The sequence below is a fragment of the Amycolatopsis sp. NPDC098790 genome (genome assembly GCF_044759945.1).
Classification (GTDB): Bacteria; Actinomycetota; Actinomycetes; order Mycobacteriales; family Pseudonocardiaceae; genus Amycolatopsis.
This window is the reverse complement of the sequence record NZ_JBIWAI010000001.1, coordinates 1963595-1987810: the sequence shown is the minus strand read 5'-3', so window position 1 is coordinate 1987810 and position 24216 is coordinate 1963595. Positions and strand designations below refer to the sequence as shown.

Below are 24216 nucleotides of genomic sequence, written 5' to 3'. Positions count from 1 at the left end.
CACGAGCATCAGCAACGCTCTGACCTGCGGATTTATGGATTCACTCGAACGGATGAGCGGCCGGATCGCTGGAAATTGTCGGACCCTCGAACTACTGTTCGAGGGGCAGTAGCCGAACACAAGTTCGAGGGGACGTCCATGACGATCGCACCGCTCCGCCCCGGTACGCCCGCGCCGCCGGTCCAGACCCTGCCACCGGGATCGTGGCACGGCCGGCTGTGGGTGTCCGACCTGCCGCTGACCCGGCCCGAGCGCTATTTGGGCTGCGTGGCCGAGTTCGACCGGTCCGGTCTGTGGCCGGTGCTGATCCCCCACGACCAGAGGTTCGCGGCCAAGGGCGAGGACTGGATCGACGACCGAGGCCGCCTGGCCCCGGCGGGCCACCGGGTGTCGTCGGCAGACCCGGCAGGAGCCCTGGAGCGCTGGTGGGACGGCTCGTGCTGCGACGGAGCCTGCCTCCGCCCGTTCGGCGCGCGCTTTCCCGGGCTGGCGAAGAAGAGCCCGCGCAGGTCGGACCCGTTGGCGGAGGCGGGCAACACGGGCTCGATCCTGGCAAACCGAGCCCCCCACCGGCTGGGCCTGGTCCAGACCGAGCGCCCGGCAGACATCCCGGCACTCCTGGGCTGGACGGGGATGATCAAGTGCACGGACCAGGTGGCGGAGCTGTCAGCGGTACTGAGGAGCTGGGAGGACCGCTTCGGAGCAACGCTGGTAACGCTGGGATTCGACTCGATCGAGCTGTCGGTAGCGGCCCCACCAAGGAACCAGGCAAGGGCCCTGACGGTGGCGGCAGAGCACCGAGCGTTCAGCTTGCCGACGTTCGCGGGACAGCCGGGCAACTTGCGGGAGTACGCATCGGGGTTGGTGCAGTCCCGGCTATGGAGGTTCTCCTGGGCCTGACAGCCCGACGCCGAAGGCGAGGCCCACGCCGATGCCGAAGGCGAGGCGAGGCGAGCCCGAAGGCGAGGCCCGCCGGCCGATGCCGAAGGCGAGGCGAGCCCGCGCCGGGCGAACTGGAGGGCCGCTCGGCAGGGTCGCGAGGTCGCGAATGACTCATTCGGGACCTCTGGTGCCGCGAATGCGACTTTCGCGGCGCTACGCCCGGCCCGGCGACCGGGCCAAGCCGGGCCCGCCCACCCCGGCCGACGCCCGGCCGACGCCGAAGGCGAGGCCCGCCGGCCGACGCCGAAGGCGAGGCCCACGCCGATGCCGAAGGCGAGGCGAGGCGAACCAAAGAGCTGGGTGGTCATCCCGTCGCCTGAGGCCGCAAAAGCACTTTGAGCCAGGCCCGCAACCCACCGACCAAGGCGAGAAGAAAGCCCAACCTTGCGGGCCTGGCTCAAAGTGCTAGGCCTCGATCAGGCGACGGGATGACCACCCAGCAACCCCAACCAAAGGCGAGACGAGAGCAAAACCCATGGCCATCCCAGAGCCTGCCCGTCCGGCGAGGACAGTCTTTTCAACAGCACCGGCACCGACACCGGCAGCAACAAGGACAGCGCCCACCAGATGAGCAAACAAACGCGAGGCCCCCTAAGACGACCGTCCCCAAAACTGGGTCACCTGTCCCACCCTCCAGTCCACCCGCCCCACCGAACCCGAGTTTGCCGACACCCCCCACCGGGAATCACCCACCCCGGAAAGGCGGTGAGACCAATCGCCGAGATCCGAATCGGCACGTCAGGCTGGCGCTACCCCCCATGGCGAGGAGTGTTCTACCCGCCAGGCCTGCCCCAACGCCGAGAACTCGAACACCTCTCACACCGGATGAACGCCGTCGAAATCAACGGCTCGTTCTACTCCCTCCAACGCCCGGAGCGCTACCGAGCCTGGTTCGAGGAGACCCCGGAGAACTTCCTCTTCGCGGTCAAAGGAGGCCGCTTCATCACCCACATGAAGCAGCTCCGAGACATCGAAACGGCCCTGGCGAACTTCTACGCCTCCGGAGTCCTCGCCCTGGGCGCAAAACTGGGCCCGTTCCTCTGGCAGCTCCCACCCAGACTGACGTTCCACCCCGACCGCCTGGCGAACTTCTTCGCCCTCCTACCGCGAACGACAACGGACGCGGCCCAACTCGCGACGAAGCACGACGACAAACTGAAGGGCACCCCCTACCTCGAACCAGGACCGCGAAAGCCCCTGAAGCACGCACTGGAAGTCCGGCACCCCAGCTTCGCCGAGCCGGCCGCCACGAAATTGCTCAAGGAACACGGCATCGCCCTGGTCACCGCGGACACGGCCGGCAAGTGGCCGTTCCTGGAGGACCAGACCGCCGACTTCGCGTACGTCCGCCTCCACGGCGACGAGGAGCTGTACGTCAGCGGCTATTCCAACCAGGCGTTGCGCACCTGGGCCGACAAGATCCGGACCTGGCACGACGGTGGGAAGCGCGACGTGCACGTCTACTTCGACAACGACGTCAAGGTCGAGGCACCCCGCAACGCCGAAACCCTGGCGGACCTGCTCGGCGTGACCCCGCTGACGAGACAGTGAGTGGACAGTGAGCGCCATCGGCTTGAGTGGCCACGCGGGCCGGACCGGCTTGCGTGCTGTCGCTGGGGGTCGGCACGCGGGCGGGTCCGCCCAGCCCTCAACCCCCCGCGCCCACCAGCGCCGCCAGCTTCGTGCGCACGTCGTCCGCGTCCGGGTGCCGCAGCTCCGTCAGCAGCCGCGCCGACCGGACCCAGCACTCCCTGGCCAGCGCCCGGTCGCCGTGGCGCAGGTGGATCGTGCCCAGCTGGGCCAGCACGTCCGCGGCCTCGTACTGCTCGCCCATCTCGAAGAACATCGAGACCGACTCGCGGATGCCCGCGATCCCTTCGTCGACGCGGCCCAGCCCGACCAGCGCCAGCCCCCGCGTGTGCAGGGTGAACCGCGTGTCCACCGGCTCGCCGTCCGGCCCCAGGACGGCCAACGCCGCATCCGCGAGCCGCAACGCCTGGTCGTGGTCGCCCATCGACGTGCAGATGTCGCCGAGCGCCCGCAGCACGCTCGCTTCGAACGCGCCCAGCCCCAGGTCGCGGACGATCTCCAGCGCCTGCATCCCGTGTTCGTACGCCCAGGCGTAGTCGTCGAGGTTGTGCGCCGCCATCGCCAGGTTGTACTGCGCCCGCGCCTCGCCCTCCCGCGCGCCGAGCTCGCGCTGGATCGCGAGCACCTGCTCCAGGTAGCGCCGCGACTCGTCGTATTCACGCGCGACGCCGTTGACGACGCCGAGCCCGCTCAGGATGCCCGCCTCGCCCGGCCGGTGCCCGCTCGCGCGCGCGGCTTCGAGCGCCACGACGAACACCGAACGCCAGTCGTCGAGCCGCGAGCGCGTCACGAAGTAGCTCTGCAGCAGCCACGCGAGCTTCCAGCAGACGTCGTCGCGCCGGCGCCGCGCCAGGTGCACCGCGGCGATCAGGTTGCCCGCCTCTTCGCCGAACCAGTCCAAGGCGTCGTGGTAGCCGGCGAAGGACAGGCCGCCGGCGAGGCCGTCCAGCTCCAGCAGCCGGTAGTAGCGCTCCGGCCGCATCCGCCGGGACGCGCTCAGCGCCGACGCCAGGTACCAGTCCAGCAGCCGGTCCAAAGCCGCGTCGCGCTCAGACGCCGTGTCGACCTGCGAAGCGACTTCGCCCGCGTACGCGCGGATGAGGTCGTGGAACTGGTAGCGCCCGGGCCGCGGCTGGGCGAGCAGGTGCGCGGCGGCCAGGGTCTCCAGCTTCGGCCGGGCCGCCACGAGGTCCAGACCGGCGACCGCGGCCGCCGCCGGCGCGGTGAAGTCGACGCCGGTGGGCAGCCCGAGCAGCCGCAGCAACCGCGCCGTCGAGGGTTCCAGCGCCTGGTAGGAGTACGAAAACACCGACCGGATGTTCGTGCCTTCGCCGTCGGCGAGGTCGAACGAGCCGAGCAGGTCGGCGTCCAGCGAGTCGACGAACTCGTCGAGCGGCAGGTCCGGGAACTGCGCCGCCCGCACGGCGAGGATCCGGATCGCCAGCGGCAGCCCGCCGCAGTAGCGCACGAACCGCTCGGTCGCGGCGGGATCGCGTGCGACGCGGTCGAGGCCGATCGTCGACGCGAGCAGTTCGACGGCGTCCTCCTCACCCATTTCCGCCAGCGCGATCCGCCGCGCGCCGTGCGTCGCGACCAGCCCGCGCAGCTGCCAGCGGCTCGTGACGACGACCAGGCAGCCCGGCCCCGGCAGCAGCGGGCGCACCTGCTCGGTGCGGTTGGCGTTGTCGAGCAGGACCAGCAGCCGCCGTCCGGCGCTGTGCGTCCGCCAGCTCGCCGCGCGGCCGTCGAGGTCGCCGGGGATCGCTTCGCACGGCACGCCGAGCGCGGTCAGCATCGCCTCCAGCGCCGCCGACGGCTCGACCGGCTCACCGGGCCCGTAACCGCGCAGGTTGAGGTAGACCTGCCCGCCCGGGAACCGGTCGGCGATCTCGTGCGCGAAGTGCACGGCCAGGGTCGTCTTGCCGATGCCGCCCATGCCTTCGACGGACGCGATGGGCGTCGAGGTGTCGGCGTCGACCGCCTCCGGCAGCAGCGCGTGCAACGCCTTGAGGTCGCACTCGCGCCCGGAGAACGTCGGCAGGTCGGCGGGCAGCTGGTGCGGCACCTGCGGCTCGGCACCCAGCCGGTAGCGCGCCGGGGTCGCGTGCCCGTCGTCGGTGCCGGTCAGGATCGCCTGGCGGGTGCGCTGCAGCGCGGGCCCGGGGTCGAGCCCGAGCTCCTCGGCCAGCACGTCGCTGATCCGGCGGTGGACGTCGAGCGCCTCGGCCTGGCGGCCGGACCGGTACAACGCGACCATCAGCTGCTCGTGCAGCCGCTCCCGCAGCGGGTTTTCCCTGGTCAGCCGGGTCAGTTCGGGAACGACGGTGCCGTACTCGCCGACGTCGAGCAGGGCGTCGGCCCACTGTTCGCGCACGCGCAGCCGTTCTTCGGCGAGCTGGCCGACCTCGTCGCGGTGCAGCGCGTCCGACTCGACGTTCAGCAGCGCCGGGCCGCGCCACTGCGCGAGCGCGTCGGCGAAGTGCGTGGCCGCCTGACGGCTTTCGCCGCGGTCGACCGCGGCTTTGCCCCGGGTCGCGAGGGCGCGAAACCGGGAGAGGTCGAGGAGGTCGTCGTCGAGCTCGATCAGGTAGCCGCCGCTCTCGGTGCGGATCGCGACCTGGTCGCCGAGCGCGCGGCGCAGGCGCAGCACGTACGTCTGGAGCGCGCCTTTCGAGCGGCGGCGGTCGTCGTTCCAGAGCCAGCGGCCGAGCTCGTCGACCGGCACGACCCGGTTCGCGCGCAGCAAAAGCCCGGCCAGCACGATCAGCGGCCGGCTGCCCCCGAGCGGCACCGGGTGGCCGTCTGCCGTGACCTCGGCCGGACCCAGCACGCGGAAGTCGAGGACCACGGGAACATTCTCGCCGGAAACGCGCTGTTCGGCAGCCGTTCGGCCCAACTCGGGATGGCATGATCGGCGGCGATGAAGGTCTACGCGATTCCCCTGCGCAACCGTTTCCGCGGCATCACCGTCCGGGAAGGCGTGCTGCTGCCCGGCCCGGCGGGCTGGGGCGAGTTCTGTCCGTTCGCCGACTACTCGGACGCCGAGAGCGTGCCGTGGCTGCACGCGGCGCTGGAGGCGAGCGAGTCGGGCTGGCCGGCGCCGGTCCGCGACCGGGTCGAGGTGAACACGACGGTGCCGGTCGTCGGCGCGGAGAAGGCGTACGAGCTGGTCCGCGCGTCGGGCTGCCGCACGGCGAAGGTGAAGGTGGCCGACCCGCGCTCGTCCCTGGCCGACGACTGCGACCGGGTGGCGGCGGTCCGCGACGCGCTCGGCCCGTCCGGCGCGGTCCGCATCGACGCGAACATGGCGTGGGACGTCGACACGGCGGTCCGCGCGATCACGGACCTCGACAAGGCGGCGGGCGGGCTGGAGTACGCGGAGCAGCCGTGCCCGACGATCGACGACCTGGCGGCGGTCCGCCGCCGGGTGCCGGTCCGCATCGCGGCCGACGAGTCGATCCGCCGCGCGGAGGACCCGCTGAAGGTGGCGGTCGCGGGAGCGGCGGACATCGCGGTGCTGAAGGTGTCGCCGCTGGGCGGCGTGCGACGGGCGTTGGAGGTCGCGGAGGCGTGCGGGCTGCCGTGCGTGGTGTCGTCGGCGGTGGAGACGAGCGTCGGCCTGGCGGCGGGATTGGCGTTGGCGGGCGCGTTGCCTTCGCTGGAGTTCGCGTGTGGACTGGGGACGATTTCGTTGCTGGAGGGGGACGTCTGCGCGTCGCCACTGTCCCCTGTGGATGGATACCTGCCGGTGCCGCGGCAGGCCCCGGAACCGACGGACGCGTACCCGGCGTCATCCGAAGTGCGAGCCGCGTGGGAAGCCCGGCTCGAGCGGGTGCGCGGGTTGTCGTGAGTGGTATCTAGGGTTTCCCCGAGGCCAAGTTCAGGGTCGGGGTCCGGGCCGTTCCCGATGTGGGCGGGGCCTGCCGGGAGACACCATTGAGCCATGACGAACAGCGTGTACACCCCGGAAACCACCAAGAAGCTTCGCCGCAGCAAGAGCGACAAGATGCTCACCGGTGTCTGCGGTGGCTGGGCCACCTACCTCGGCCTCGACGCCAGCGTTCTGCGCATCGGCATGGTCGCCGCCGTTTTCCTCTCCGTCGGCATCGCCATTCCGGTCTACGTCGCCGCCGCGATCCTGACGCCGGAAGAGGATTCCTGACGCCGGGCGGGCGCCGGCTCGCAGGGGGAGCCGGTGCCCGCCGGACACCGGGGGTGCACCAAGGGCCGCTGTCGGGGGACGCGGGTCCAGGGGGGAACTGACACTCGCGCCAGGGGACGCGGGGACGCCGTCGTCGGGGGACACGGCAAACGAACGGCCCGGACGCCGAGGGGAGCGTCCGGGCCGTTCGGCGTACACCCCTACTCCGACCAGCCCAAAAGCCCGACGTGACCCCCGCCCGAGGGGTTAGGGTTCGCGGTCGTGGATCAAGGCAGCAGGACGGCGGCGAAGATCGTCGTCGGGATTCTGGGTGGGCTCTACCTGATCGCCGGGCTGGGGCTGACCGCCTTCTCCGCCTTCTTCGCGCTCGCCTTCAACGACACCGGCAGCAGCAGCGTCACCAAGACCGTCCTCTACACCGCCGCGGGCCTGGCCATCTGGATCCTGCTCACCGGGATCGGGGCCATCGTCGTCGCGCTCGAAGCCGAAGAAGCCAGCACCGCCTGGCTCGGGGGACTCGGGGTGCTCGCGCTCGGCGTCGTCATCCTCGGCGCCTACGCCGTCTGGTTCTTCACCAAGCCATGAGAAAAGCCCGGCCCGCCGAAGCGGACCGGGCTTCCCGGCAAAGCAGCGAACTCAGAAGTCCATGCCACCCATGCCACCGGACGGGTCGGCGGGAGCGGCCGAAGCCTTCTCCGGCTTGTCCGCCACGACGGCCTCGGTGGTCAGGAACAGCGCCGCGATGGAGGCGGCGTTCTGCAGCGCGGAGCGGGTGACCTTCGTCGGGTCCGGCACGCCGGCGGCGAGCAGGTCCTCGTAGACACCCGTGGCGGCGTTGAGGCCGTGACCCTGCGGCAGGCCCTTGACCTTCTCCACCACGACGCCGCCTTCGAGGCCGGCGTTGATCGCGATCTGCTTGAGCGGGGCCTCGACGGCCACCTTGACGATGTTGGCGCCAGTGGCCTCGTCGCCCTCGAGCTTCAGGCCCGCGAACGCGGCTTCGGCAGCCTGGATGAGAGCGACGCCACCACCGGCGACGATGCCCTCTTCAACGGCGGCCTTCGCGTTGCGCACCGCGTCCTCGATGCGGTGCTTGCGCTCCTTGAGCTCGACCTCGGTCGCGGCGCCGGCCTTGATGACGGCCACGCCGCCGGCCAGCTTCGCGAGCCGCTCCTGCAGCTTCTCGCGGTCGTAGTCCGAGTCCGAGTTGTCGATCTCGGCGCGGATCTGGTTGACGCGACCCTGGATCTGGTCGGCGTCGCCCGCACCCTCGACGATGGTCGTCTCGTCCTTGGTGATGACGGCCTTGCGGGCCTTGCCCAGCAGGGACAGGTCCGCGTTCTCCAGCTTGAGGCCGACGTCCTCGGAGATGACCTGGCCACCGGTCAGGATCGCGATGTCCTGCAGGATCGCCTTGCGGCGGTCACCGAAGCCCGGGGCCTTGACGGCGACGGACTTGAAGGTGCCGCGCATCTTGTTGACGATGAGGGTGGCCAGGGCCTCGCCCTCGACGTCCTCGGCGATGATCAGCAGCGGCTTGCCGGACTGGATGACCTTCTCCAGCAGCGGCAGGACGTCCTTGACGGTGGAGATCTTGGAACCGAAGAGGAGAATGTACGGGTCCTCCAGCTCGGCTTCCTGACGCTCCGGGTCGGTCACGAAGTAACCGGAGATGTAGCCCTTGTCGAAGCGCATGCCCTCGGTGAGCTCGAGCTCGAGGCCGAAGGTGTTGCTCTCCTCGACGGTGACGACGCCTTCCTTGCCGACCTTGTCCAGCGCCTCGGCGATCAGCTCGCCGATGGTGCGGTCAGCGGCCGAGATCGAGGCGGTAGCAGCGATCTGCTCCTTGGTCTCGATCTGGACGGCGGCCTTGTGCAGCTGCTCGGTGACGGCCTCGACGGCCGCCTCGATGCCACGCTTGAGGGAGATGGGGTCGGCGCCGGCGGCGACGTTGCGCAGCCCCTCGCGGACGAGGGCCTGGGCGAGCACGGTGGCGGTGGTGGTGCCGTCACCCGCGACGTCGTCGGTCTTCTTGGCGACCTCCTTGACGAGCTCGGCCCCGATCTTCTCCCACGGGTCCTCGAGCTCGATCTCCTTGGCGATGGAGACACCGTCGTTGGTGATGGTCGGCGCGCCCCACTTCTTTTCGAGCACGACGTTCCGGCCCCGCGGGCCGAGGGTCACCTTGACGGCTTCGGCGAGGGTGTTCAAGCCGCGCTCGAGACCGCGGCGGGCGTCCTCGTCGAACGCGATCAGTTTGGCCATTGCGGTGTGGTCCTCCGGTATTGGGCGCAGCCGCCGCGCTGTTGCTTGTGCAGCGGCGGCAGCAGGACTCTTCCTCGGCCAGGCTCGGTGCCCGCGACGGACGACTGGACCCGGGTGGGGGCCAGCCTCACCGTCCCGACCTTTGGCACTCGACGGCGTCGAGTGCCAACACCGTGTTTAGCACTCTCGGGGGGAGAGTGCAAGAAGGCCAGCTCAGCGCGGCACGGATTCAGTTGCCCGGCTTGATGGTGATCGACGTCGGGGGTGTGTTCAACGAAGACGTCGGGTTGCTCTGCGAGTCGCCGGGGCCGACCGGGATGTTCGGGGCCGTCGTCGTGCCGCCGCCCCCGCTGCCGCCGTCGCTGAACAGGAAGATCGCGCCCACGATCAGCCCCGCCACGACGACCAGGCCGAGGACGACGAAGAGCCACTTCTTGCCACCGCCGCTCTTCGGCTGGTGGAACGCGCCCGCGCCGCCGGCGGGCATCGGGGGACGCAGCCGCATCGGGTCCTGGCCGTAGCCCTGCGGGGGCAGGCCCTGCGGCGGCATCCCCGGCTGCTGCGGGTAGCCGTAACCCGGGGGCGGCCCCTGCTGTGGGTAGCCGTAGCCGGGCGGCGGGCCCTGCGGCGGCATCCCCGGCGGACCGGGCGGTGGCCCCTGCGGACCGCCGGGACCGGGGCCCTGGCCGTAGCCGGGCTGCTGCTGTCCTCCGTACGGGTGCACGGGGGCCCCCTCTCCCTGCGGTGCGCTGTTCTGGTGCGGCCCCTGTTGTACCTGACCATGGCGCTGCGGCGCGGGGATTCCACCCGAATTGGACCCGGGTGGGCCCGGCGGGGTGTCCGACGCCGCCTGGGCGCCGAGCGCGCGGCGGGCGGCCGCGATCATCTCGACGCAGCTGGGGTAGCGGTCGGCCGGGTTCTTGGCCATGCCGCGGCGGATCACCTCGTCGATCGCCGGCGGCAGCGCGACCACCCGGGAGATCGACGGCGGGTCGCCGTTGAGGTGGCCCTTGATCACCGTCGGGACGTCGCCCTTGAACGGCGGGCTGCCCGTCAGGCACGCGAAGAGGACGCACGTCAGCGCGTACTGGTCGGTGCGCCCGTCCAGGGGTTCGCCGCGCAGGTGCTCGGGCGCCGCGTACGTCGGCGAGCCGAGGAAGTCGCCGCCGCGCGTGCGGTGGCCCGTCGCGCCGCGGCGCGTCAGCCCGAAGTCGGCGACGTACACGTGCTCGCGTGACGTCTCCTTCTTCGTCACGAGCACGTTGGCCGGCTTGACGTCCAGGTGGACCAGACCACGGTTGTGCAGCGTGTCGAGGGCGTCCGCGACCTGGTCGAGCATCGTCAGGGCGCGCGCGGGCGCGATGGGACCGCCCGAGATCAACCCGGCGAGATCGCCGCCGTCGACCATGCGCATGGCGATGTAGAGCATGCCGTCGAGCTCGCCGAAGTCGTACAGCGGCACGACGTTGGCGTGGTCGATCGCGGACGTGTTGCGCGCCTCGTCGACGAACCGCTCGCGGAACTCGGCGTCGGCCCCGAGGTGGTCACCGATCACCTTCAGCGCCACCTTGCGGCCGAGACGCACGTCCGTGGCCTTGTAGGTGACGCTCATGCCGCCTTTGCCGAGCACCCCGTCGATGCGGTAGTTGCCCAGCCGGCGACCGGTGAGGTCCCCCGACACATCGCCTGTCACGCCCGGCAGCCTAACGTCCCAGGTTCGCAGGCTGCCGGGGGTTCGCCAATCGGGTGATCAGCGCTGCTATGACACCTTGCGGACGTCCGCCGCCTGACTCCGCCCGTCACGCCCGGACTGGACTTCGAACTCGACGCGGTCGCCTTCGTCCAAAGTGCGGAATCCTTCGGCCTGGATGGCCGAATAGTGGACGAACACGTCCGGACCGTCGGTGGATTCGATGAACCCGTAGCCCTTTTCCGAGTTGAACCATTTGACGGTGCCGACAGCCACGGCGCCCTCCCTCAGCACAAAGGATCCGCTGGCCCGAGCGGATGCCAGCGGCGGAAGTGCCAATCACGCTACCGGAATTACCGCCCTCGGCAATGGGCAATTCGTTTGAAGATCACGTCGAAGAAAGGCGTCTGTTCCGCGCTTGCACGAGCACCGTCCCGGGCCCGGCGAAGTCGACGGCGAGTCCTTCGCCGGTGCGCAACGACTGAGGACCGCCCGGATCGAGCGCGCGCAGCCGGCACTGGACGGTGTCGGGGTAGGCCAGCAGGTAGTCCGGCCGGACCGTGACCAGCTCGCCCTGGCCGAGCTCGAACGCGTCCACCGGGCCCGGCGCGGCCAGCACGAGCGGCCCGGTTCCGCTGTAGTGCTCCAGGAACCCGGAGTCGGCGCCGAAGAGCTGCTGCAGCGGCGCCCAGCCCGGGTCGTGCCGGACCGACGACGGCCGGACCAGCACGGCGTCGCGGTGCACCGCCCAGCCGGTGCCGCCGCCGAGCTCGAGCGGGTAGACGTCGCCGGGGCGCAGCGGCGCGAAGTCGAGCCAGCCGCCGTCGGCGGGTGCGGTGTAGACGGTCGCCGCGGACTTGCCCGCGCGGACGCCGCCGCGGCCCGCCGGCGCTTCGGTGACGCCGAACCGGCTGGCGAGCAGCGTGTCCGGCGCGGCCTGCACCGACTCGCCCGGGTCGAGCAGGACGCGGGCGACGCCGAAGGCGGGCGTGTGCCGGGTCTGGACGCGCATCAGCGGGACGGGACGTGGGAGATGATCCAGCTGATCAGCGCGGACGGGTTGCGCGTCTGCGTCATGATCTGGCCGGGACCGACGAAGTCGAACACGAGCCCTTCGCCGCTCTTCATGGACTGGATGATGCCGGTGGCGACCTTCCGGATCTGGTACTGGACGGTGTCGGCGTACGCGACGACGTGCCCGGTGTCGATGGTCACCATCTCGCCCTGCTGCAGCGTGATCGTCTCGACGGCGCCGTAGCAGGAGACGAGCAGCTGGCCCTGGCCGGTGGCGTGGGTCAGGAACCCGCCTTCGCCGCCCATCAGGTTCTTCATGCCGCCCCACTTGGTCTCCGTCTGCACGCCGTGCGACGACGCGAGCCAGCAGCCGCGGGTGACGGCCCAGCCGGTGCGGCCGTCGAGGGTGATCACCTGGATGTCGCCGGGCAGGTTGGCCGCGACGTCGACCCAGCCGCCGTTCTGCGGCGCGGTGAAGGTGGAGATGAAGAAGGACTCGCCGGAGAGGAACGCGCGCCCGAGGCCCTTCATGATCCCGCCCTGGGCCTGCGACTGGACCTGCACGCCGTAGCTGGTGGCCATCATGGCGCCGGACTCGACCTGGCACGGCTCCCCGGGCGCCAGCATCAGCCGGGCGACGGCGAACGAGGGCTGTTGACGGACTCCGACCTGCATGCGTGCTCCCCTACGGCGTGCCTGTGACGGGGCAGAGTCTTGCACGCCCGCGAAACGCGGGGAGGATGGTCCGGTGATCTCCGTCGACGACTACCGCGACAAAGTGGCCGCGCTCCTGGGCACCTCCCCCGCGACCGCCCTGCCCCTCGCCGCCGCGGCCGGCCTCGTGCTCGCCGAAGACGTGCGGGCCGGCGTGTCCCTCCCGCCCTTCGACAACTCCGCGATGGACGGCTACGCGGTCCGCGCCGCCGACGTCGCCGCGGCACCGGTGACCCTGCCGGTCGCCGACGACATCCCGGCGGGCCGGGTCGACGTCCGGCCGCTGGAACCGGGCACCGCGCACCGGATCATGACCGGCGCGCCGCTGCCGCCCGGCGCGGACGCCGTCGTGATGGTCGAGGACACCGACGGCGGCACCGAGACCGTGACGATCTCCGCCACGGCCACCGAAGGCGCGCACATCCGGCGCTCCGGTGAGGACGTCCTCGAAGGCGCCCTCGCCCTGCACGCCGGGACCGTCCTCGGCCACTCCCAGCTCGGCCTGGCCGCCGCGGTCGGGCTCGCCGAGGTGCGGGTGCACCGGCCGCTGCGGGTGCTGATCGCCTCCACCGGCACCGAGCTGATCGACGCGCCCGCGCCGCTGCGGCACGGCCAGATCTACGAGTCCAACAGCGTGATGCTCGCCGCCGCGGTCCGCGGCCTCGGCTGCGAGGTCGAGGTGGTCCGCAGCGTCGTCGACGACGTCGAGGAGTTCCGCAAGGTCATCGAGCCGAAGCTCGCCGACGCCGATCTGCTCGTCACCTCCGGTGGCGTCAGCGCGGGCGCGTACGAAGTGGTGAAGGACGCGCTGTCCGGCCAGGGCGTCGAGTTCGCGAAGATCGCGATGCAGCCGGGCGGGCCGCAGGGCTGCGGACGCTGGCAGGGAGTGCCGGTCGTGACCCTGCCCGGCAACCCCGTCAGCGTGCTCGTGTCGTTCGAGGCGTTCCTGCGCCCGGCGCTGCTGACGGCCATGGGCCACACCGACGTCTCGCGCCGGCGCGTGCGGGCCCGGCTGCTGGAGGCGATGTCCTCGCCGGCCGGCCGCCGCCAGTACCGCCGGGGCGTGTTCACGCCGTCCGACCGCGAGGTCACCGGGGTCGTCGGGCCGCGCGGCGGGCCTGGCTCGCACCTGCTGGCCGCGTTCACGCAGGCCAACTGCCTGATCGTGCTGCCGGAGGACGTCACGTCGGCAGCGGAAGGCGACGAGGTGGACGTCCTGCTGCTCTAGCCGGGAACTCCCGCAGCCTCCGGTACGGCGCGAGCAGCGGGAGCGCGGCGATCAGCACGCCGGACATCACCCACAGCGTCTCGCGGACGCCGATCGTCTCGCCCAGCACGCCACCGAGCACGCCGGCGAGCGGGATCGTGCCGTAGGCGACCAGCGACGCGCTGGAGGTGATCCGGCCGAACAGCTCGGGCGGGCAGTACTGCTGCCGGAACGTCGTGGTCAGCACGTTCGAGGCCACGACACCGGCGCAGACGCCGAACTCGGCGAGGACGAAGAGCCCGAGCCCCCAGCCCGGTCCGCTCAGCGGCCCGAGCAGCATCATCGGCGCGGCGAACAGCTCGCACAGCAGGAACGCGCGGGCGGCGCCGAAGCGCGCGCCGAGGCGGCCGGCCAGCGCCGCGCCGAGCACTCCGCCGGTCGCTGCCACCGCCAGGACCAGGCCGACCAGGCCGGGTGCCGCGCCGAGCGTGCGGGACAGGAAGACGATCTGGATGGCCTGGTACCCGGACAGCGCGAGGTTCGAGACGGCGGCGAACGCCATCATCGACCGCAGGTACCGGTCGCCGGCGACGAACCGGAGGCCCTCGGCGATCTGGCTGCGCAGCCGCGTCCGGGCCGGCGGGACCACGGCCTCGCGGACTCGGATCGCCCGCACGCACAGCACCGAGACGCCGAAGCTGACGGCGTCCGCGAGAACGCCGCTGACCGGCCCGAACGCCTGAGCCAGCAGGCCGGCCAGGCCGGGCCCGGCGACCTGCGTCGCCGACTCGCTGCCCTGCAGCTTCGCGTTGGCGCCCAGGAGGTCGCCGCCGGGGACCAGCGACGGCAGGTAAGCGCGGTAGGCGAGGCTGAAGAACACCTTCGCGACGCCGCCGAGGAGGGCCGCGACCAGCAGGAACGACATCGTGAGCACGCCGAACGCGGCCGCGAGCGGGATGCTCCCGAACACCGCCATCGACACCGTGTTGCAGATCAGCATGACCGGGCGCTTCGGCAGCCGGTCGACCCACGCGCCGGCGGGCAGGCCGACGAGCAGCCAGGGCAGCCAGGCCGCCGCGGTCAGGAGCGCGACCTGGAATGTGCTCGCGTCCAGCGTGACCACCGCGACCAGCGGCAACGCCGTGGTCGCGACCATGCTGCCGAGCATGCTCGTGGTCTCGCCGGTCCAGAGCAGCCGGAAGTCCCTGTTCCCCCAGAGCCCCTTCACGGCTGGCCCAGCGAAGTCCGCGCGGCGAAGAAGACCGGACGGCGCTCGACGTCGTCGTCCGGCACGGCGCGGTTCCGGTACTCGGCGAGCATCACGACGATCCGGTCGTTCAGCTCGGCCAGTTCGGCGATGGACAGCCGCGCCCAGCCGTCGATGCTGAACAGCGCCCCGCGCCACTCCTCGGGATAGGTGTCGCGCTTGACCAGCCACTCGCGGGCGATCGCGTGCTGGTGGTCGAGGGTCAGCACCTCGGCCGCTTCGGCGATCGGGTCGTCGGGGAAGTCCTGGGCGCCCCACTTGATCGCGCTGGAGGTCCGCCGCCACCACCGTTCCCGGCGGTCCCTGGCCAGCTCGGGCGCCTCCTCGATGAGCTCGCTGGCCGCCAGCACCTTGAGGTGGTGGCTGATGTTCCCCACCGCCTGGTCCGTCTTCTCCGCCAGCAGCGACGCCGTCGCCGGGCCGTCGAGGTGCAGCAGGTCCAGCAGGCGGTGGCGCAGCGGGTGCGCGATCGCGGCCAGTGCCTTCGAGTCCCGGATCTCCCGGACGTTCTCTTCCCTCACCATGACGCACAAGAGTAGTTGTACAACACCTCTTGTGCAATGGCTCTTGTGCAAGCGTTCGCGTAAGCTCCCGCCATGGGTTTCGTCGCATGGGTGATCTTCGGGGCGATCGTCGGCTGGGCCGGGAACCTGGTCGTCGGCGGCCGGGACCGGCGCCGGCAAGGTTGCCTGGTCAGCGTACTCGTCGGCGTGGTCGGCGCGGCGCTCGGCGGGCTGCTCTACCGGCTCGCGACCGGCCAGTCCAAGACGTTCGACTTCGACTTCCCCAGCTTCGGCGTGGCCATCCTCGGCGCCGTCGTGCTGCTGGCGATCCTGCGGCTCGTAACCGGTGTCGGCCGCCGTCCGAGTGACCGTTCGTAACTTTTGCTCGGACATTCGGTGATCAACCGGCCATCAGCCGCTAAACTGCTTCCTCACGCGCATCTCCCGGTGGCCGGGTGCATGCGCCGTCGGGGGGCGGATGCACCCGGCCCCGGTTCCGCTTCTTCGCTTCGAGCACCACGTCGACGGCGCGCAGCGGGTCCAGCAGGGCCGGCAGCGGCACCTCGTCGATCTCCGCCAGCCACGCCCCGAACAGCTCGTCGAGGCGGGCGTCGGCTGGATCGCGGTGATCGGTCATCGTCCCCTCCCAAGGCTCAAGTGGCAGCGCCCCGAACGGCGTCAACTACTGAGAGTTGTCGCTGAATTCGACCAAGCGTTACCGGGATGTGGTCCCTCCCACCCGCTGCGGGGACACCCTCGCGAGGGAGCCGACCAGGGGCACGCGGCGAGCCCCGCCTGGGGCAGCGGTAGCGTGGTGGCGCCCGTACGCGGCGGCCGGACCCCGGCGCCGACACCTCCTTCCGACACGAAACCAGGGGACCCGACCATGAGCGGCACCCGGCCGGAGCCCGGCGCCAACCCCGTCGCACACGCCCTGCAGCTCGCCCGCGAGACGCTGCCGCCGATGCACCCGGCCGGCCGGCCGTTCGTGGCGGGCGGGATCGCCGCGACGCTGCTCGCGCGCCGGTTCTCCAAGCGCCTCGGACTCGTCGGGGCGCTCGCGACCGTGGCGACCGCCGCGTTCTTCCGCGAGCCGAAGCGGGTCCCGCCGCCGCGTGACGGCGTCGCGCTCGCGTCGGCCGACGGGCTGGTGTCGCTGATCGAGGAAGCCGTCCCGCCCGCCGAGCTGGGCCTGCCTGCCGAGCCGCGGATGCGCGTGTCGGTGTTCCTCTCGGTGTTCGACGTGCACGTCCAGCGCGTGCCGGCGAACGGCGTGATCGAGCGCGTCGCCTACCGGCCGGGCAAGTTCCTCTCCGCCGACCTGGACAAGGCCAGCGACGACAACGAACGCAACTCCGTGCTGATGCGCACCGAAGACGGCCACGAGCTCGTCGTCGTGCAGATCGCCGGGCTGGTCGCGCGCCGCATCCTCTGCGAGATCCGCGAGGGCGACAAGGTCGGCGCCGCGTCGACCTACGGCATCATCCGGTTCGGCTCGCGGGTCGACCTCTACCTTCCGCCGGGCTCGACCGTGCTGGTGAGCAAGGGTCAGCGCACGATCGGCGGCGAGACCGTGATCGCCGAACTCCCTGCCGCGCCTGCGAAAGGCTGATCGATGGTCCGCGTGACCACCCCCGGCGTCCGGTTGCTGCCGAACGCCATCACCGTGCTCGCGCTGTGCGCGGGGCTGTCGGCCGTGCAGTTCGCGCTGACGAAGAACTACGCGATGGCGATCGCCTCGATCGGCATCGCGGCGGTGCTCGACAGCCTGGACGGCCGGATCGCGCGTCTCCTGGACGCGACGTCGAAAATGGGCGCGGAGCTGGACTCGCTGTCCGACGGCATCTCCTTCGGCGTCGCCCCGGCGCTGGTCATCTACGTGTGGCAGACGGGCGCGGACCGGATCGGCTGGGTGGCGTCGCTGATCTTCGCCGTCTGCATGATCCTGCGGCTGGCGCGCTTCAACACGCTGCTGGACGACACCGAGCAGCCCCCGTACGCGAGCGAGTTCTTCGTCGGCGTCCCGGCCCCGGCCGGCGGCCTGCTGGCGATGCTGCCGCTGGTGGCGTACCTGCAGTGGGGTTCGGGCTGGTGGTCCTCGCAGTACGTCGTGTGGGCGTGGACGATCGCGATCGCGGCCCTGCTGATCAGCCGCATCCCGACGCTGTCGCTGAAGACGGTCAAGGCCCCGGCCAAGGCGATCGCCCCGCTGCTGATCGGCGTGGCCCTGCTGGCCGCGGCGATCATCCAGTTCCCGCTGGTCGCGCTGCTCGTGGCGATGGTCCTGTACCTGGCGCACATCCCGTACTCGGTCTACCGGCACCGCTGGCTGGCGGCGCACCCGGAGGCGTGGACGGTCCCGCCGCGCGAGCGCCGGGCGATCCGCCGGGCCCGTTCGTCGCGCCGCCTGGGCTTGCGGCCGCCGCTGCGCCGCCGGGTGGCGGGCGCGGTTCGCGCGGTCCGGCTGCCGCGGGAGACGGTCCGGACTCCGCGAGGAACGTCAGAGAACGGCCAGGGGCCGCGGCGCCGGTCATGGCGGCAGATCGGCCTGCGCCGCAAGTAGCTCCGGATCGCTAGGGTGAACGGCGTGAGCCACCCGCAGATCACGCTGACCGTCCGGCACACGCCGTCCGCGCTGGACACCCGCCGCGGTGTCGTCCGGCTGCACCCCGAAGTCCTCGACGCCCTCGGCCTGCGGGCCTGGGACGCCGTGCACCTCACCGGCGCCCGGGTCAGCGCCGCCCTCGCCGCGCCGACCGACGAGGCCGACGTGCCCGGGATCGTCCTCACCGACGACGTCACCATGTCGAACCTCGGCGTCACCGAAGGCGCCGAGGTCGTGGTCGCGCCGGCCGACGTCGCCGCGGCCAAGACGGTCACCGTCGCCGGGTCGCGGCTGGCCAGCGTCTCGGTCAGCCCGCACATGCTGCGGCTCGCCCTGATCGGCAAGGTGCTCACCGTCGGCGACGCCGTTTCCCTGCTGCCGCAGGACCTCGCGCCGCAGCCGGGGTCCGACCCGGCCGGCCTGCGCGGCCAGCTGTCGCGGGCGATCGGCGCGACCTGGACCAACGAGCTGCTCACCGTCACCGCGACCGAGCCGGCCGGCACCGTCGCGGTCGGACCGTCCACTGTGGTCGTCTGGCGCGACGGCGCCCGGCCCGCCCCCGAACCCGCCGCGCCCCGGACGGCGACCGCGCTCGTGCGCACCTCCGCCGTCACCGCGGCCGAGGAGTGGATCGACGCGGAGATCGTCGAAGACGAAGTCGCCGTGGTCGAGGAGGCCGCCGAACCCGCCGTCCCGCTGGCCGACCTGATCGGCGCCGAGGCGGCCGCGCGCAAGCTCGCCGAGTGGTTCGACCTCGCGTTCCACCGCCCCGAGCTGCTGGCCCGGCTGGGCGCGCCCGCCCACCTCGGCGTCCTGCTGTCCGGCCCCGAAGGCGTCGGCAAGGCGACGCTCGTGCGGTCGGTGGCGAACGAGGCCGACATCCGCGTGGTGCCGGTGGCCGCCCCGAACCTCGCCGTGCTGGACCCGAACGTCGCGGTCGCGCGCCTGCGCGAGGCCGTCCGCGCGGCCGACGGGCCCACGGTCCTGCTGCTCACCGACGTCGACGCGCTGCTGCCCGCGGCCACGCCGCCGCCGGTCGCGACCGTCGTGCTCGAGGAGCTGCGGACGGCACTGCGGCGCGAGCGCTTCGCCGTCGTCGCGACGACGGCCCGCGCCGAGTCCGCCGACCCGCGCCTGCGCGCCGCCGACCTGCTGGACCGGGAGCTGTCCCTCGCGCTGCCGGACGCGAAAACGCGCCGCGAACTGCTGAACGTCCTGCTCCGCGACGTCCCGCTCGACACCGGCATCGACTGCGGCGTCCTCGCCGAGCGGACGCCGGGGTTCGTCGCCGCGGACCTCATCGCGTTGCGCCGCGACGCCGCGTTGCGCGCGGCCTTGCGCCAGCGCGAGGCCGAGGAGCCGCGCATCTCGCAGCAGGACCTGCTGGACGCGCTGGCCACCGTCCGGCCGGTCTCGATGTCCACTTCGGACAACCTGGCCACCGGCGGCCTGACCCTGGACGACGTCGGCAACATGGTCGACGTCAAGCAGTCGCTCACCGAGGCGGTGCTGTGGCCGCTGCGGTACCCGGACTCGTTCGCGCGGCTCGGCGTCGAACCGCCGCGTGGCGTGCTGCTGTACGGCCCGCCCGGCGGCGGCAAGACGTTCCTGGTCCGGGCGCTGGCCGGCACCGGCGCGCTGAACGTCTTCGCGGTCAAGGGCGCCGAACTGATGGACAAGTGGGTCGGCGAGTCCGAGCGCGCGGTGCGGGAGCTGTTCCGCCGGGCCGCCGAGGCCGCGCCGTCGCTGATCTTCCTGGACGAGATCGACGCGCTGGCCCCGCGCCGCGGCCAGTCGTCGGACTCCGGGGTCGCCGACCGCGTGGTCGCGGCGCTGCTGACCGAATTGGACGGTGTCGAGCCGATGCGCGAGGTCGTCGTGCTGGGCGCGACGAACCGGCCGGAGCTGGTCGACCCGGCGTTGCTGCGGCCGGGACGGCTCGAGCGCCGCGTCTACGTGCCGCCGCCGGACGCCGAGGCCCGCGCCGCGATCCTCGCCGCCAGCTCGAAGAACACGCCGCTGGCGTCCGATGTGGACCTCACCGAGGTGGCGTCCACTCTGGACGGCTACTCGGCGGCCGACTGCGCGGCGCTGATCCGCGAGGCGGCGCTGACGGCGATGCGCGAGTCACTGGAGGCCCGCGAAGTCACCGCGGCGCACCTGGACGCGGCCCGCAAGACGGTCCGGCCAAGCCTCGACCCGGCCCAGCTCGCCACGCTGGAGGCGTACGCGAAGACCCAGGCCGGCGACTGAACTTCCCGCTTTGCACCACAAAGCCGCACTTTCCTAGGGAAAGTGCGGCTTTGTGGTGTGAAGCAGGTGCGTCAGCTGCCCTTGTGGCCGGACTCGTATTCCTTGGTCACGATGACGATCACGCCGGGGCTCGCGCTCTCGATGCCCGGGAAGCGGGGCTCGGCCTTGATGCCGAACTCCTGCGCGAGCTGCTTGGCCGCGGCTTCCTCGTCGGTGCCCGGGCGGTAGAACGCCGTCGTCGTCGGGATGACGCCCTGCGAGTAGTTGCTGACCTCGTTGACGTTCCAGCCGCCGCCGCGGAAGTCCTCGGCCGCGCGGTCCGCCAGGCCCTTGATCGTCGAGTTGTTGAAGACCCGGACGGTCACCCACTTGTTGGACGCCTGCTGGTCACCGGGCTGACCCGGCTGTCCCGGCGTGGGCTGGCCAGCGGGTGGCGTGGTCGTCGCCGGCGGCGGGGTGGGCGACGACGGGTTCGTCGAGGTCGAGGGCGGGGTGGCCGTCGACGAAGTGGCGGGCGGCGCCGACGTCCCGCCGGACGTGCCCGGCTGCGTCGTCGTGCCGCTCGGCCCGGCCTCGTCGGACCCGTTGCCCCCGCCCAGTGCGGTGATCCCGCCGATGACCGCGGCGATGATCGCCACGCCGACCAGGGCGACGCCCGCGGCCTTCATCGGCCGGGACATTCCCGAAAACACGCTCATTTCAGCTCGATCCCCAGTCGCCGGGCACCTCGTTTGCGCTGGCGGGCGGCGCGGGTCTTGCGCAGCCGCTTCACCAGCATCGGGTCGGCCTCGATCGCCTCCGGCTTCTCCAGCAGCTTGTTGAGCAGCTGGTAGTAGCGAGTGGCGGACAGATCGAAGCGTTCGCGGATGGCGTTCTCCTTCGCCCCGGCGTGTCGCCACCACTGGCGCTCGAAGGCGAGGATCTCGACCTCGCGTTCGGTCAGGCCGGGCACGGGCTTCGGCGGCGACGGCTGCGGCTCAGCCATCGACTCCGCGGCGTCCATCCGAGTCCCTCTCAATCGGGCGTCATGGCGAATCAGACCTAGCTCTTCCGCGGGCGCCATTCAACCACGGAAGCGGCCGCCGACGTGGGCTTCGACGTCGGCGCGTCACGGTCTGATGCAGGTCTACCAGAAGGGTCCGACTAAACTGGCTCGCCGTGACCATCCACCCCATCGTTATCGCCGGCGAACCCGTGCTGCACCAGCCGACCCGGGAGATCACCGAGTTCGACGCGCAGCTGCGCACGCTCGTGGACGACATGTTCGAGACGATGTACGCCGCCGAGGGCGTCGGCCTCGCGGCCAACCAGATCGGCCTCGACCTGCGGGTGTTCGTCTACGACTGCCCGGACGACGAAGGCGTGCGGCACAAGGGCGTCGTGGTCAACCCGAAGCTCGAGACGTCGGAGATCCCGGAAACCATGCCGGACCCGGACGACGACTGGGAGGGCTGCCTCTCAGCGCCCGGCGAGTCGTACCCGACGGGCCGCGCGAAGTGGGCGAAGGTGACCGGCTCCGACATCGAGGGCAACCCGATCGAGGTCGAGGGCACCGGCTACTTCGCGCGCTGCCTGCAGCACGAAACCGACCACCTGGACGGGTACATCTACTTGGACCGCCTGGTCGGCCGCCACGCACGCGCGGCGAAGAAGATGCTGAAGCACAACAAGTGGGGCGTCCCGGGCAACTCGTGGCTCCCGCCGAAAACCCCCGAGGACGACGGCGCCGTCATCTGAGACCACGAAGGGCCCCTCGATCGAGGGGCCCTTCGCCGGTTCAGCAGCCGAGGAAGTGGCAGCGGACCACGCGCGGCGTCTCCAGGACCGAGCCCGCCTTGACGTCCTGCGCGAGCCGGACGTACTGCGCGTGCGTCCAGGCCAGCGGGGTCGCCGACGCGTTGGGCGTGCCCGGCGGGAAGCCGGTCTGCCCGGACGGCGGGTTCTCGTCCCACACCTGCTCCGGCATGGTCTCCGCCGAGCTGCTGACCCGGCCGAGGTCACGCAGCCGCCGCGCCGCCGAGGCCGGGTCGCCGAGCGTCAGCTCGTACTCGCCGCGCTCACCCGCCAGCAGCGGCCAGAGCCGGCCGAACGTCGTGCGGCTTTCGGCCGGGAACGTGTAGTCCCACGGCGAACCGTCGGCCTGCTCGCCGTAGCCGTCCTTCGTGTACCGGTGCCAGAACTGCCCGGTCGGGGTCGTGAACGCGATGTCCTTGTCGGTGACGCGGATGCTGTTGCGGATCACCGGGTCGTCCGCGCGGTAGATGCCGAGCCGGACGAGGTCGAGGAAGCCCGCGTCGGTGACCGCGCGCTGGTCCATGGTCACGCTCGAGTTGCCGAGGTTGTACGTCGTCCCGTTGTTCGCGTTGGCGTCCTTGGTCAGGCGGACGAAGTACGGGTCCTTCGACAGCGGCCCGTTCGTGGTGATCGTCTGCTTCGGCAGGTCGGCCTTCATCTTGTCGGCCGCGGCGAGGTAGCGGGCGGCGTCGGTGGCCGCGCCGTTGTGCGACGCGATGTCCGCCGCGCAGACCAGCCCGGCGATCACCGACGCGATCGTCGACGGGGACCAGCCGTCCTGCTCCTCCCACCGCTCCTGCTGCGTGTACGGCGAAGGCTGCCCGTTCGGGCCCCGGTAGCCGAGGATGAAGTCGGCGGCCTTGCGGACGCCGGGCCACAGGTCGTTGCGGCCGAGCTGCTGGGCCAGCACGATCGGGAAAGCGGTTTCGTCGAGCTGGATCGACGTCCAGTACGGGACGCCGTCGACGCGGCTGTTCTGCGGCATGTGCCCGTCGGGCTGCTGCTGCGTGCCGAACATGTAGGACACCGAACGGTTCGCCGCGGCCGTGTCGCCGCCGGCGGCCAGCCCGGTCGCGATCTGGTAGAGGTCGCGCGGCCAGACCAGGTGGTAGGTGCCGGACGGCGACCACTCGGGGTCGTTGTTCCCGAACCGCCACGGCATGCTCGGCGACGCGATGAACGCGCCCGGGTGGTGCTTGTCCTCGCTCGCGGCGAGCGTCAGCATCGACGCCTTGTATAGGTCGCGCTCGGCGTCGGTCTTCAGCGACGACGGCGGCTTGCTCACCCCGCGCAGGTACTGCTGCCAGCCGCGGTCGTACGCGCGCGTGATGTCGCGGACGCCGCGTCGCTGCGACGCCTGCGCGCTGCCGAGCGCGTCGCCGGCCTTCGCGCCCATGCCGAGCGCGAGGGTGACGTGCCGGTTGCGGACGCCGTCGGCCGCGGTCTGCCCGGTCAGCAGGACGTTGCCCTTGGCGGCGGTGTCGTAGGTGGTCAGCTTGAACGTCTTGGTGAGCTGCGTGTTCCCGTCGGACGCGCCCGCGTAGCCGACGCTCGTCTTCGTGAAGGCGGGCTTGGCGGTCAGGGCGGCGGCGTTCGTGGCGTCCTGCGCGGTGACGGCGTCGCCCTTACGCGCGGCGGAGTCGTCCGAACCGTCGTTGGTGAGGTCCGGGTCGGCGACCGCGTAGAGCTGGTACGGCCGCCCGGTGAGCGACTGGAAGTCGACGTCCACCAGCACCGTCGTGGCGGCCGGGTCGGTGACGTAGGTCTTGCGCAGGCGCCAGCGGTGCTGGTCGTCGGTGATCGTCTGCTCGTAGACCAGGCTGTCGTCGTCGGTGCGCCGGACCTGCTGCGACTTCGCGGTGTAGTCGACGGTCGCGAAGCTGCGGCCGTCGGTGACGACGAAGTTCATCGACCGGACGCTCGGCGTCGACAGGTCCGGGTAGTAGACCTCGGACATCTGGCCACCTTGGAGGGTGAACCAGACGTTGCTCGACCGGTTGTGAGCCGTGCCGAAACCGGTCTTGTTGGCGGGCAGCCAGCTGGGATGGGCGCCCGGAGCGCCGGGAGCCTCGCCCTGCGCCGCCGCGGTCGCCGGGATCAGGCCGGTGACCAGCAGCCCAGCGAGGGCGCCGAACATGAGTTTGCGCATATCAACCCCACAGAAGATCGCTTCTGCACCGTTACAGAAGCGCCTGGAAGTGTCTCGCCGA

23 protein-coding genes are annotated in these 24216 nt (G+C 71.6%); 11 read left to right on the top strand and 12 right to left on the bottom strand.

Going from position 1 to position 24216, the window contains the following annotated elements; translation table 11 throughout:
* Positions 1-138: 138 nt before the first annotated feature.
* Together ACIQWX_RS09980 and ACIQWX_RS09975 are read left to right on the top strand one after the other, a co-directional pair.
* On the top strand, positions 139-900 hold the full coding sequence (locus tag ACIQWX_RS09980; protein ID WP_400867805.1) for a DUF4253 domain-containing protein: 762 nt from the start codon (positions 139-141) through the stop codon (positions 898-900).
* 747 nt (positions 901-1647) lie between these two features.
* Positions 1648-2493: a DUF72 domain-containing protein gene (locus ACIQWX_RS09975; protein ID WP_400867802.1), complete on the top strand. Its 846-nt coding sequence runs from the start codon at positions 1648-1650 to the stop codon at positions 2491-2493.
* A 97-nt stretch (positions 2494-2590) separates the two neighbouring features.
* Here ACIQWX_RS09975 and ACIQWX_RS09970 read toward each other — a convergent pair whose 3' ends face one another.
* The gene (locus tag ACIQWX_RS09970) at positions 2591-5380 is read right to left on the bottom strand and encodes an AfsR/SARP family transcriptional regulator (protein WP_400867799.1); all 2790 of its coding nucleotides are present in this window, start codon (positions 5378-5380) and stop codon (positions 2591-2593) included.
* A 72-nt stretch (positions 5381-5452) separates the two neighbouring features.
* Between ACIQWX_RS09970 and ACIQWX_RS09965 the strand changes: the two genes are divergently transcribed.
* The 3 genes from ACIQWX_RS09965 to ACIQWX_RS09955 all read left to right on the top strand — a co-directional run bounded on the left by ACIQWX_RS09965 (position 5453) and on the right by ACIQWX_RS09955 (position 7279).
* A complete protein-coding gene (locus ACIQWX_RS09965) occupies positions 5453-6382 on the top strand; it encodes an o-succinylbenzoate synthase (RefSeq protein ID WP_400867797.1) in 930 nt (309 codons plus the stop codon).
* Between the two features lie 93 nt (positions 6383-6475).
* Positions 6476-6694, top strand: a complete 219-nt coding sequence (locus ACIQWX_RS09960; RefSeq protein ID WP_400867795.1) for a PspC domain-containing protein — start codon at positions 6476-6478, stop codon at positions 6692-6694.
* Between the two features lie 261 nt (positions 6695-6955).
* Positions 6956-7279, top strand: a complete 324-nt coding sequence (locus ACIQWX_RS09955) for a hypothetical protein (RefSeq protein WP_400867793.1) — start codon at positions 6956-6958, stop codon at positions 7277-7279.
* Positions 7280-7330: 51 nt separating this feature from the next.
* On the opposite strand, the gene groL is transcribed toward ACIQWX_RS09955, so the two are convergent.
* From groL to ACIQWX_RS09930, 5 genes are all read right to left on the bottom strand, one after another.
* Entirely contained in the window at positions 7331-8959 is a 1629-nt protein-coding gene (groL, locus tag ACIQWX_RS09950; RefSeq protein WP_003085442.1) for a chaperonin GroEL, read from the bottom strand.
* Between the two features lie 229 nt (positions 8960-9188).
* Positions 9189-10652 (bottom strand): serine/threonine-protein kinase, encoded by a 1464-nt coding sequence (locus tag ACIQWX_RS09945; RefSeq protein WP_400867791.1) that lies wholly within the window; start codon positions 10650-10652, stop codon positions 9189-9191.
* A 66-nt stretch (positions 10653-10718) separates the two neighbouring features.
* Entirely contained in the window at positions 10719-10925 is a 207-nt protein-coding gene (locus ACIQWX_RS09940) for a cold-shock protein (RefSeq protein WP_329054617.1), read from the bottom strand.
* Positions 10926-11037: 112 nt separating this feature from the next.
* Positions 11038-11661 (bottom strand): AIM24 family protein, encoded by a 624-nt coding sequence (locus ACIQWX_RS09935; RefSeq protein ID WP_400867790.1) that lies wholly within the window; start codon positions 11659-11661, stop codon positions 11038-11040.
* Entirely contained in the window at positions 11661-12338 is a 678-nt protein-coding gene (locus ACIQWX_RS09930; protein WP_372670208.1) for a TIGR00266 family protein, read from the bottom strand. The genes ACIQWX_RS09935 and ACIQWX_RS09930 overlap by 1 nt, the downstream gene beginning before the upstream one ends.
* A 73-nt stretch (positions 12339-12411) precedes the next feature.
* Here ACIQWX_RS09930 and glp point away from each other — a divergent pair, with 73 nt between their 5' ends.
* Positions 12412-13605 carry a gephyrin-like molybdotransferase Glp gene (glp, locus tag ACIQWX_RS09925; protein WP_400867787.1) on the top strand — a complete coding sequence of 398 codons (1194 nt, stop codon included), beginning with the start codon at positions 12412-12414 and terminating at the stop codon, positions 13603-13605.
* Here the strand turns inward: glp and ACIQWX_RS09920 are convergent.
* Both ACIQWX_RS09920 and ACIQWX_RS09915 read right to left on the bottom strand, forming a co-directional pair.
* Positions 13559-14812: an MFS transporter gene (locus ACIQWX_RS09920; RefSeq protein ID WP_400867785.1), complete on the bottom strand. Its 1254-nt coding sequence runs from the start codon at positions 14810-14812 to the stop codon at positions 13559-13561. The two genes, glp and ACIQWX_RS09920, sit on opposite strands and share 47 nt — an antisense overlap.
* A complete protein-coding gene (locus tag ACIQWX_RS09915; RefSeq protein WP_400867784.1) occupies positions 14809-15375 on the bottom strand; it encodes a helix-turn-helix domain-containing protein in 567 nt (188 codons plus the stop codon). Before ACIQWX_RS09915 ends, ACIQWX_RS09920 begins: the two co-directional genes overlap by 4 nt.
* A 72-nt stretch (positions 15376-15447) precedes the next feature.
* Between ACIQWX_RS09915 and ACIQWX_RS09910 the strand changes: the two genes are divergently transcribed.
* Positions 15448-15732, top strand: coding sequence for a GlsB/YeaQ/YmgE family stress response membrane protein (locus tag ACIQWX_RS09910; protein WP_400867782.1), 285 nt, complete (start codon positions 15448-15450; stop codon positions 15730-15732).
* A 40-nt stretch (positions 15733-15772) separates the two neighbouring features.
* On the opposite strand, the gene ACIQWX_RS09905 is transcribed toward ACIQWX_RS09910, so the two are convergent.
* Positions 15773-15991, bottom strand: a complete 219-nt coding sequence (locus ACIQWX_RS09905) for a hypothetical protein (RefSeq protein WP_400867780.1) — start codon at positions 15989-15991, stop codon at positions 15773-15775.
* Between the two features lie 249 nt (positions 15992-16240).
* Between ACIQWX_RS09905 and ACIQWX_RS09900 the strand changes: the two genes are divergently transcribed.
* Genes ACIQWX_RS09900 through ACIQWX_RS09890 form a run of 3 tightly spaced genes read left to right on the top strand, consistent with a single transcriptional unit; the run spans position 16241 to position 20212 of the window.
* Positions 16241-16966, top strand: coding sequence for a phosphatidylserine decarboxylase (locus ACIQWX_RS09900; RefSeq protein ID WP_400867778.1), 726 nt, complete (start codon positions 16241-16243; stop codon positions 16964-16966).
* 3 nt (positions 16967-16969) lie between these two features.
* Entirely contained in the window at positions 16970-17917 is a 948-nt protein-coding gene (gene pssA, locus ACIQWX_RS09895) for a CDP-diacylglycerol--serine O-phosphatidyltransferase (protein ID WP_400867776.1), read from the top strand.
* Positions 17918-17941: 24 nt separating this feature from the next.
* Positions 17942-20212 carry an AAA family ATPase gene (locus ACIQWX_RS09890; RefSeq protein ID WP_400867774.1) on the top strand — a complete coding sequence of 757 codons (2271 nt, stop codon included), beginning with the start codon at positions 17942-17944 and terminating at the stop codon, positions 20210-20212.
* A 71-nt stretch (positions 20213-20283) separates the two neighbouring features.
* On the opposite strand, the gene ACIQWX_RS09885 is transcribed toward ACIQWX_RS09890, so the two are convergent.
* A complete protein-coding gene (locus ACIQWX_RS09885; protein ID WP_400867773.1) occupies positions 20284-20910 on the bottom strand; it encodes a LytR C-terminal domain-containing protein in 627 nt (208 codons plus the stop codon).
* Positions 20907-21215 (bottom strand): DUF3263 domain-containing protein, encoded by a 309-nt coding sequence (locus tag ACIQWX_RS09880; protein WP_003101701.1) that lies wholly within the window; start codon positions 21213-21215, stop codon positions 20907-20909. The genes ACIQWX_RS09885 and ACIQWX_RS09880 overlap by 4 nt, the downstream gene beginning before the upstream one ends.
* Positions 21216-21370: 155 nt before the next feature.
* Here ACIQWX_RS09880 and ACIQWX_RS09875 point away from each other — a divergent pair, with 155 nt between their 5' ends.
* Positions 21371-21949 (top strand): peptide deformylase, encoded by a 579-nt coding sequence (locus ACIQWX_RS09875; protein WP_400867770.1) that lies wholly within the window; start codon positions 21371-21373, stop codon positions 21947-21949.
* Positions 21950-21989: 40 nt separating this feature from the next.
* On the opposite strand, the gene ACIQWX_RS09870 is transcribed toward ACIQWX_RS09875, so the two are convergent.
* Positions 21990-24155, bottom strand: a complete 2166-nt coding sequence (locus ACIQWX_RS09870) for a glycoside hydrolase family 15 protein (protein WP_400867768.1) — start codon at positions 24153-24155, stop codon at positions 21990-21992.
* Between the last annotated feature and the right edge of the window lie 61 nt (positions 24156-24216).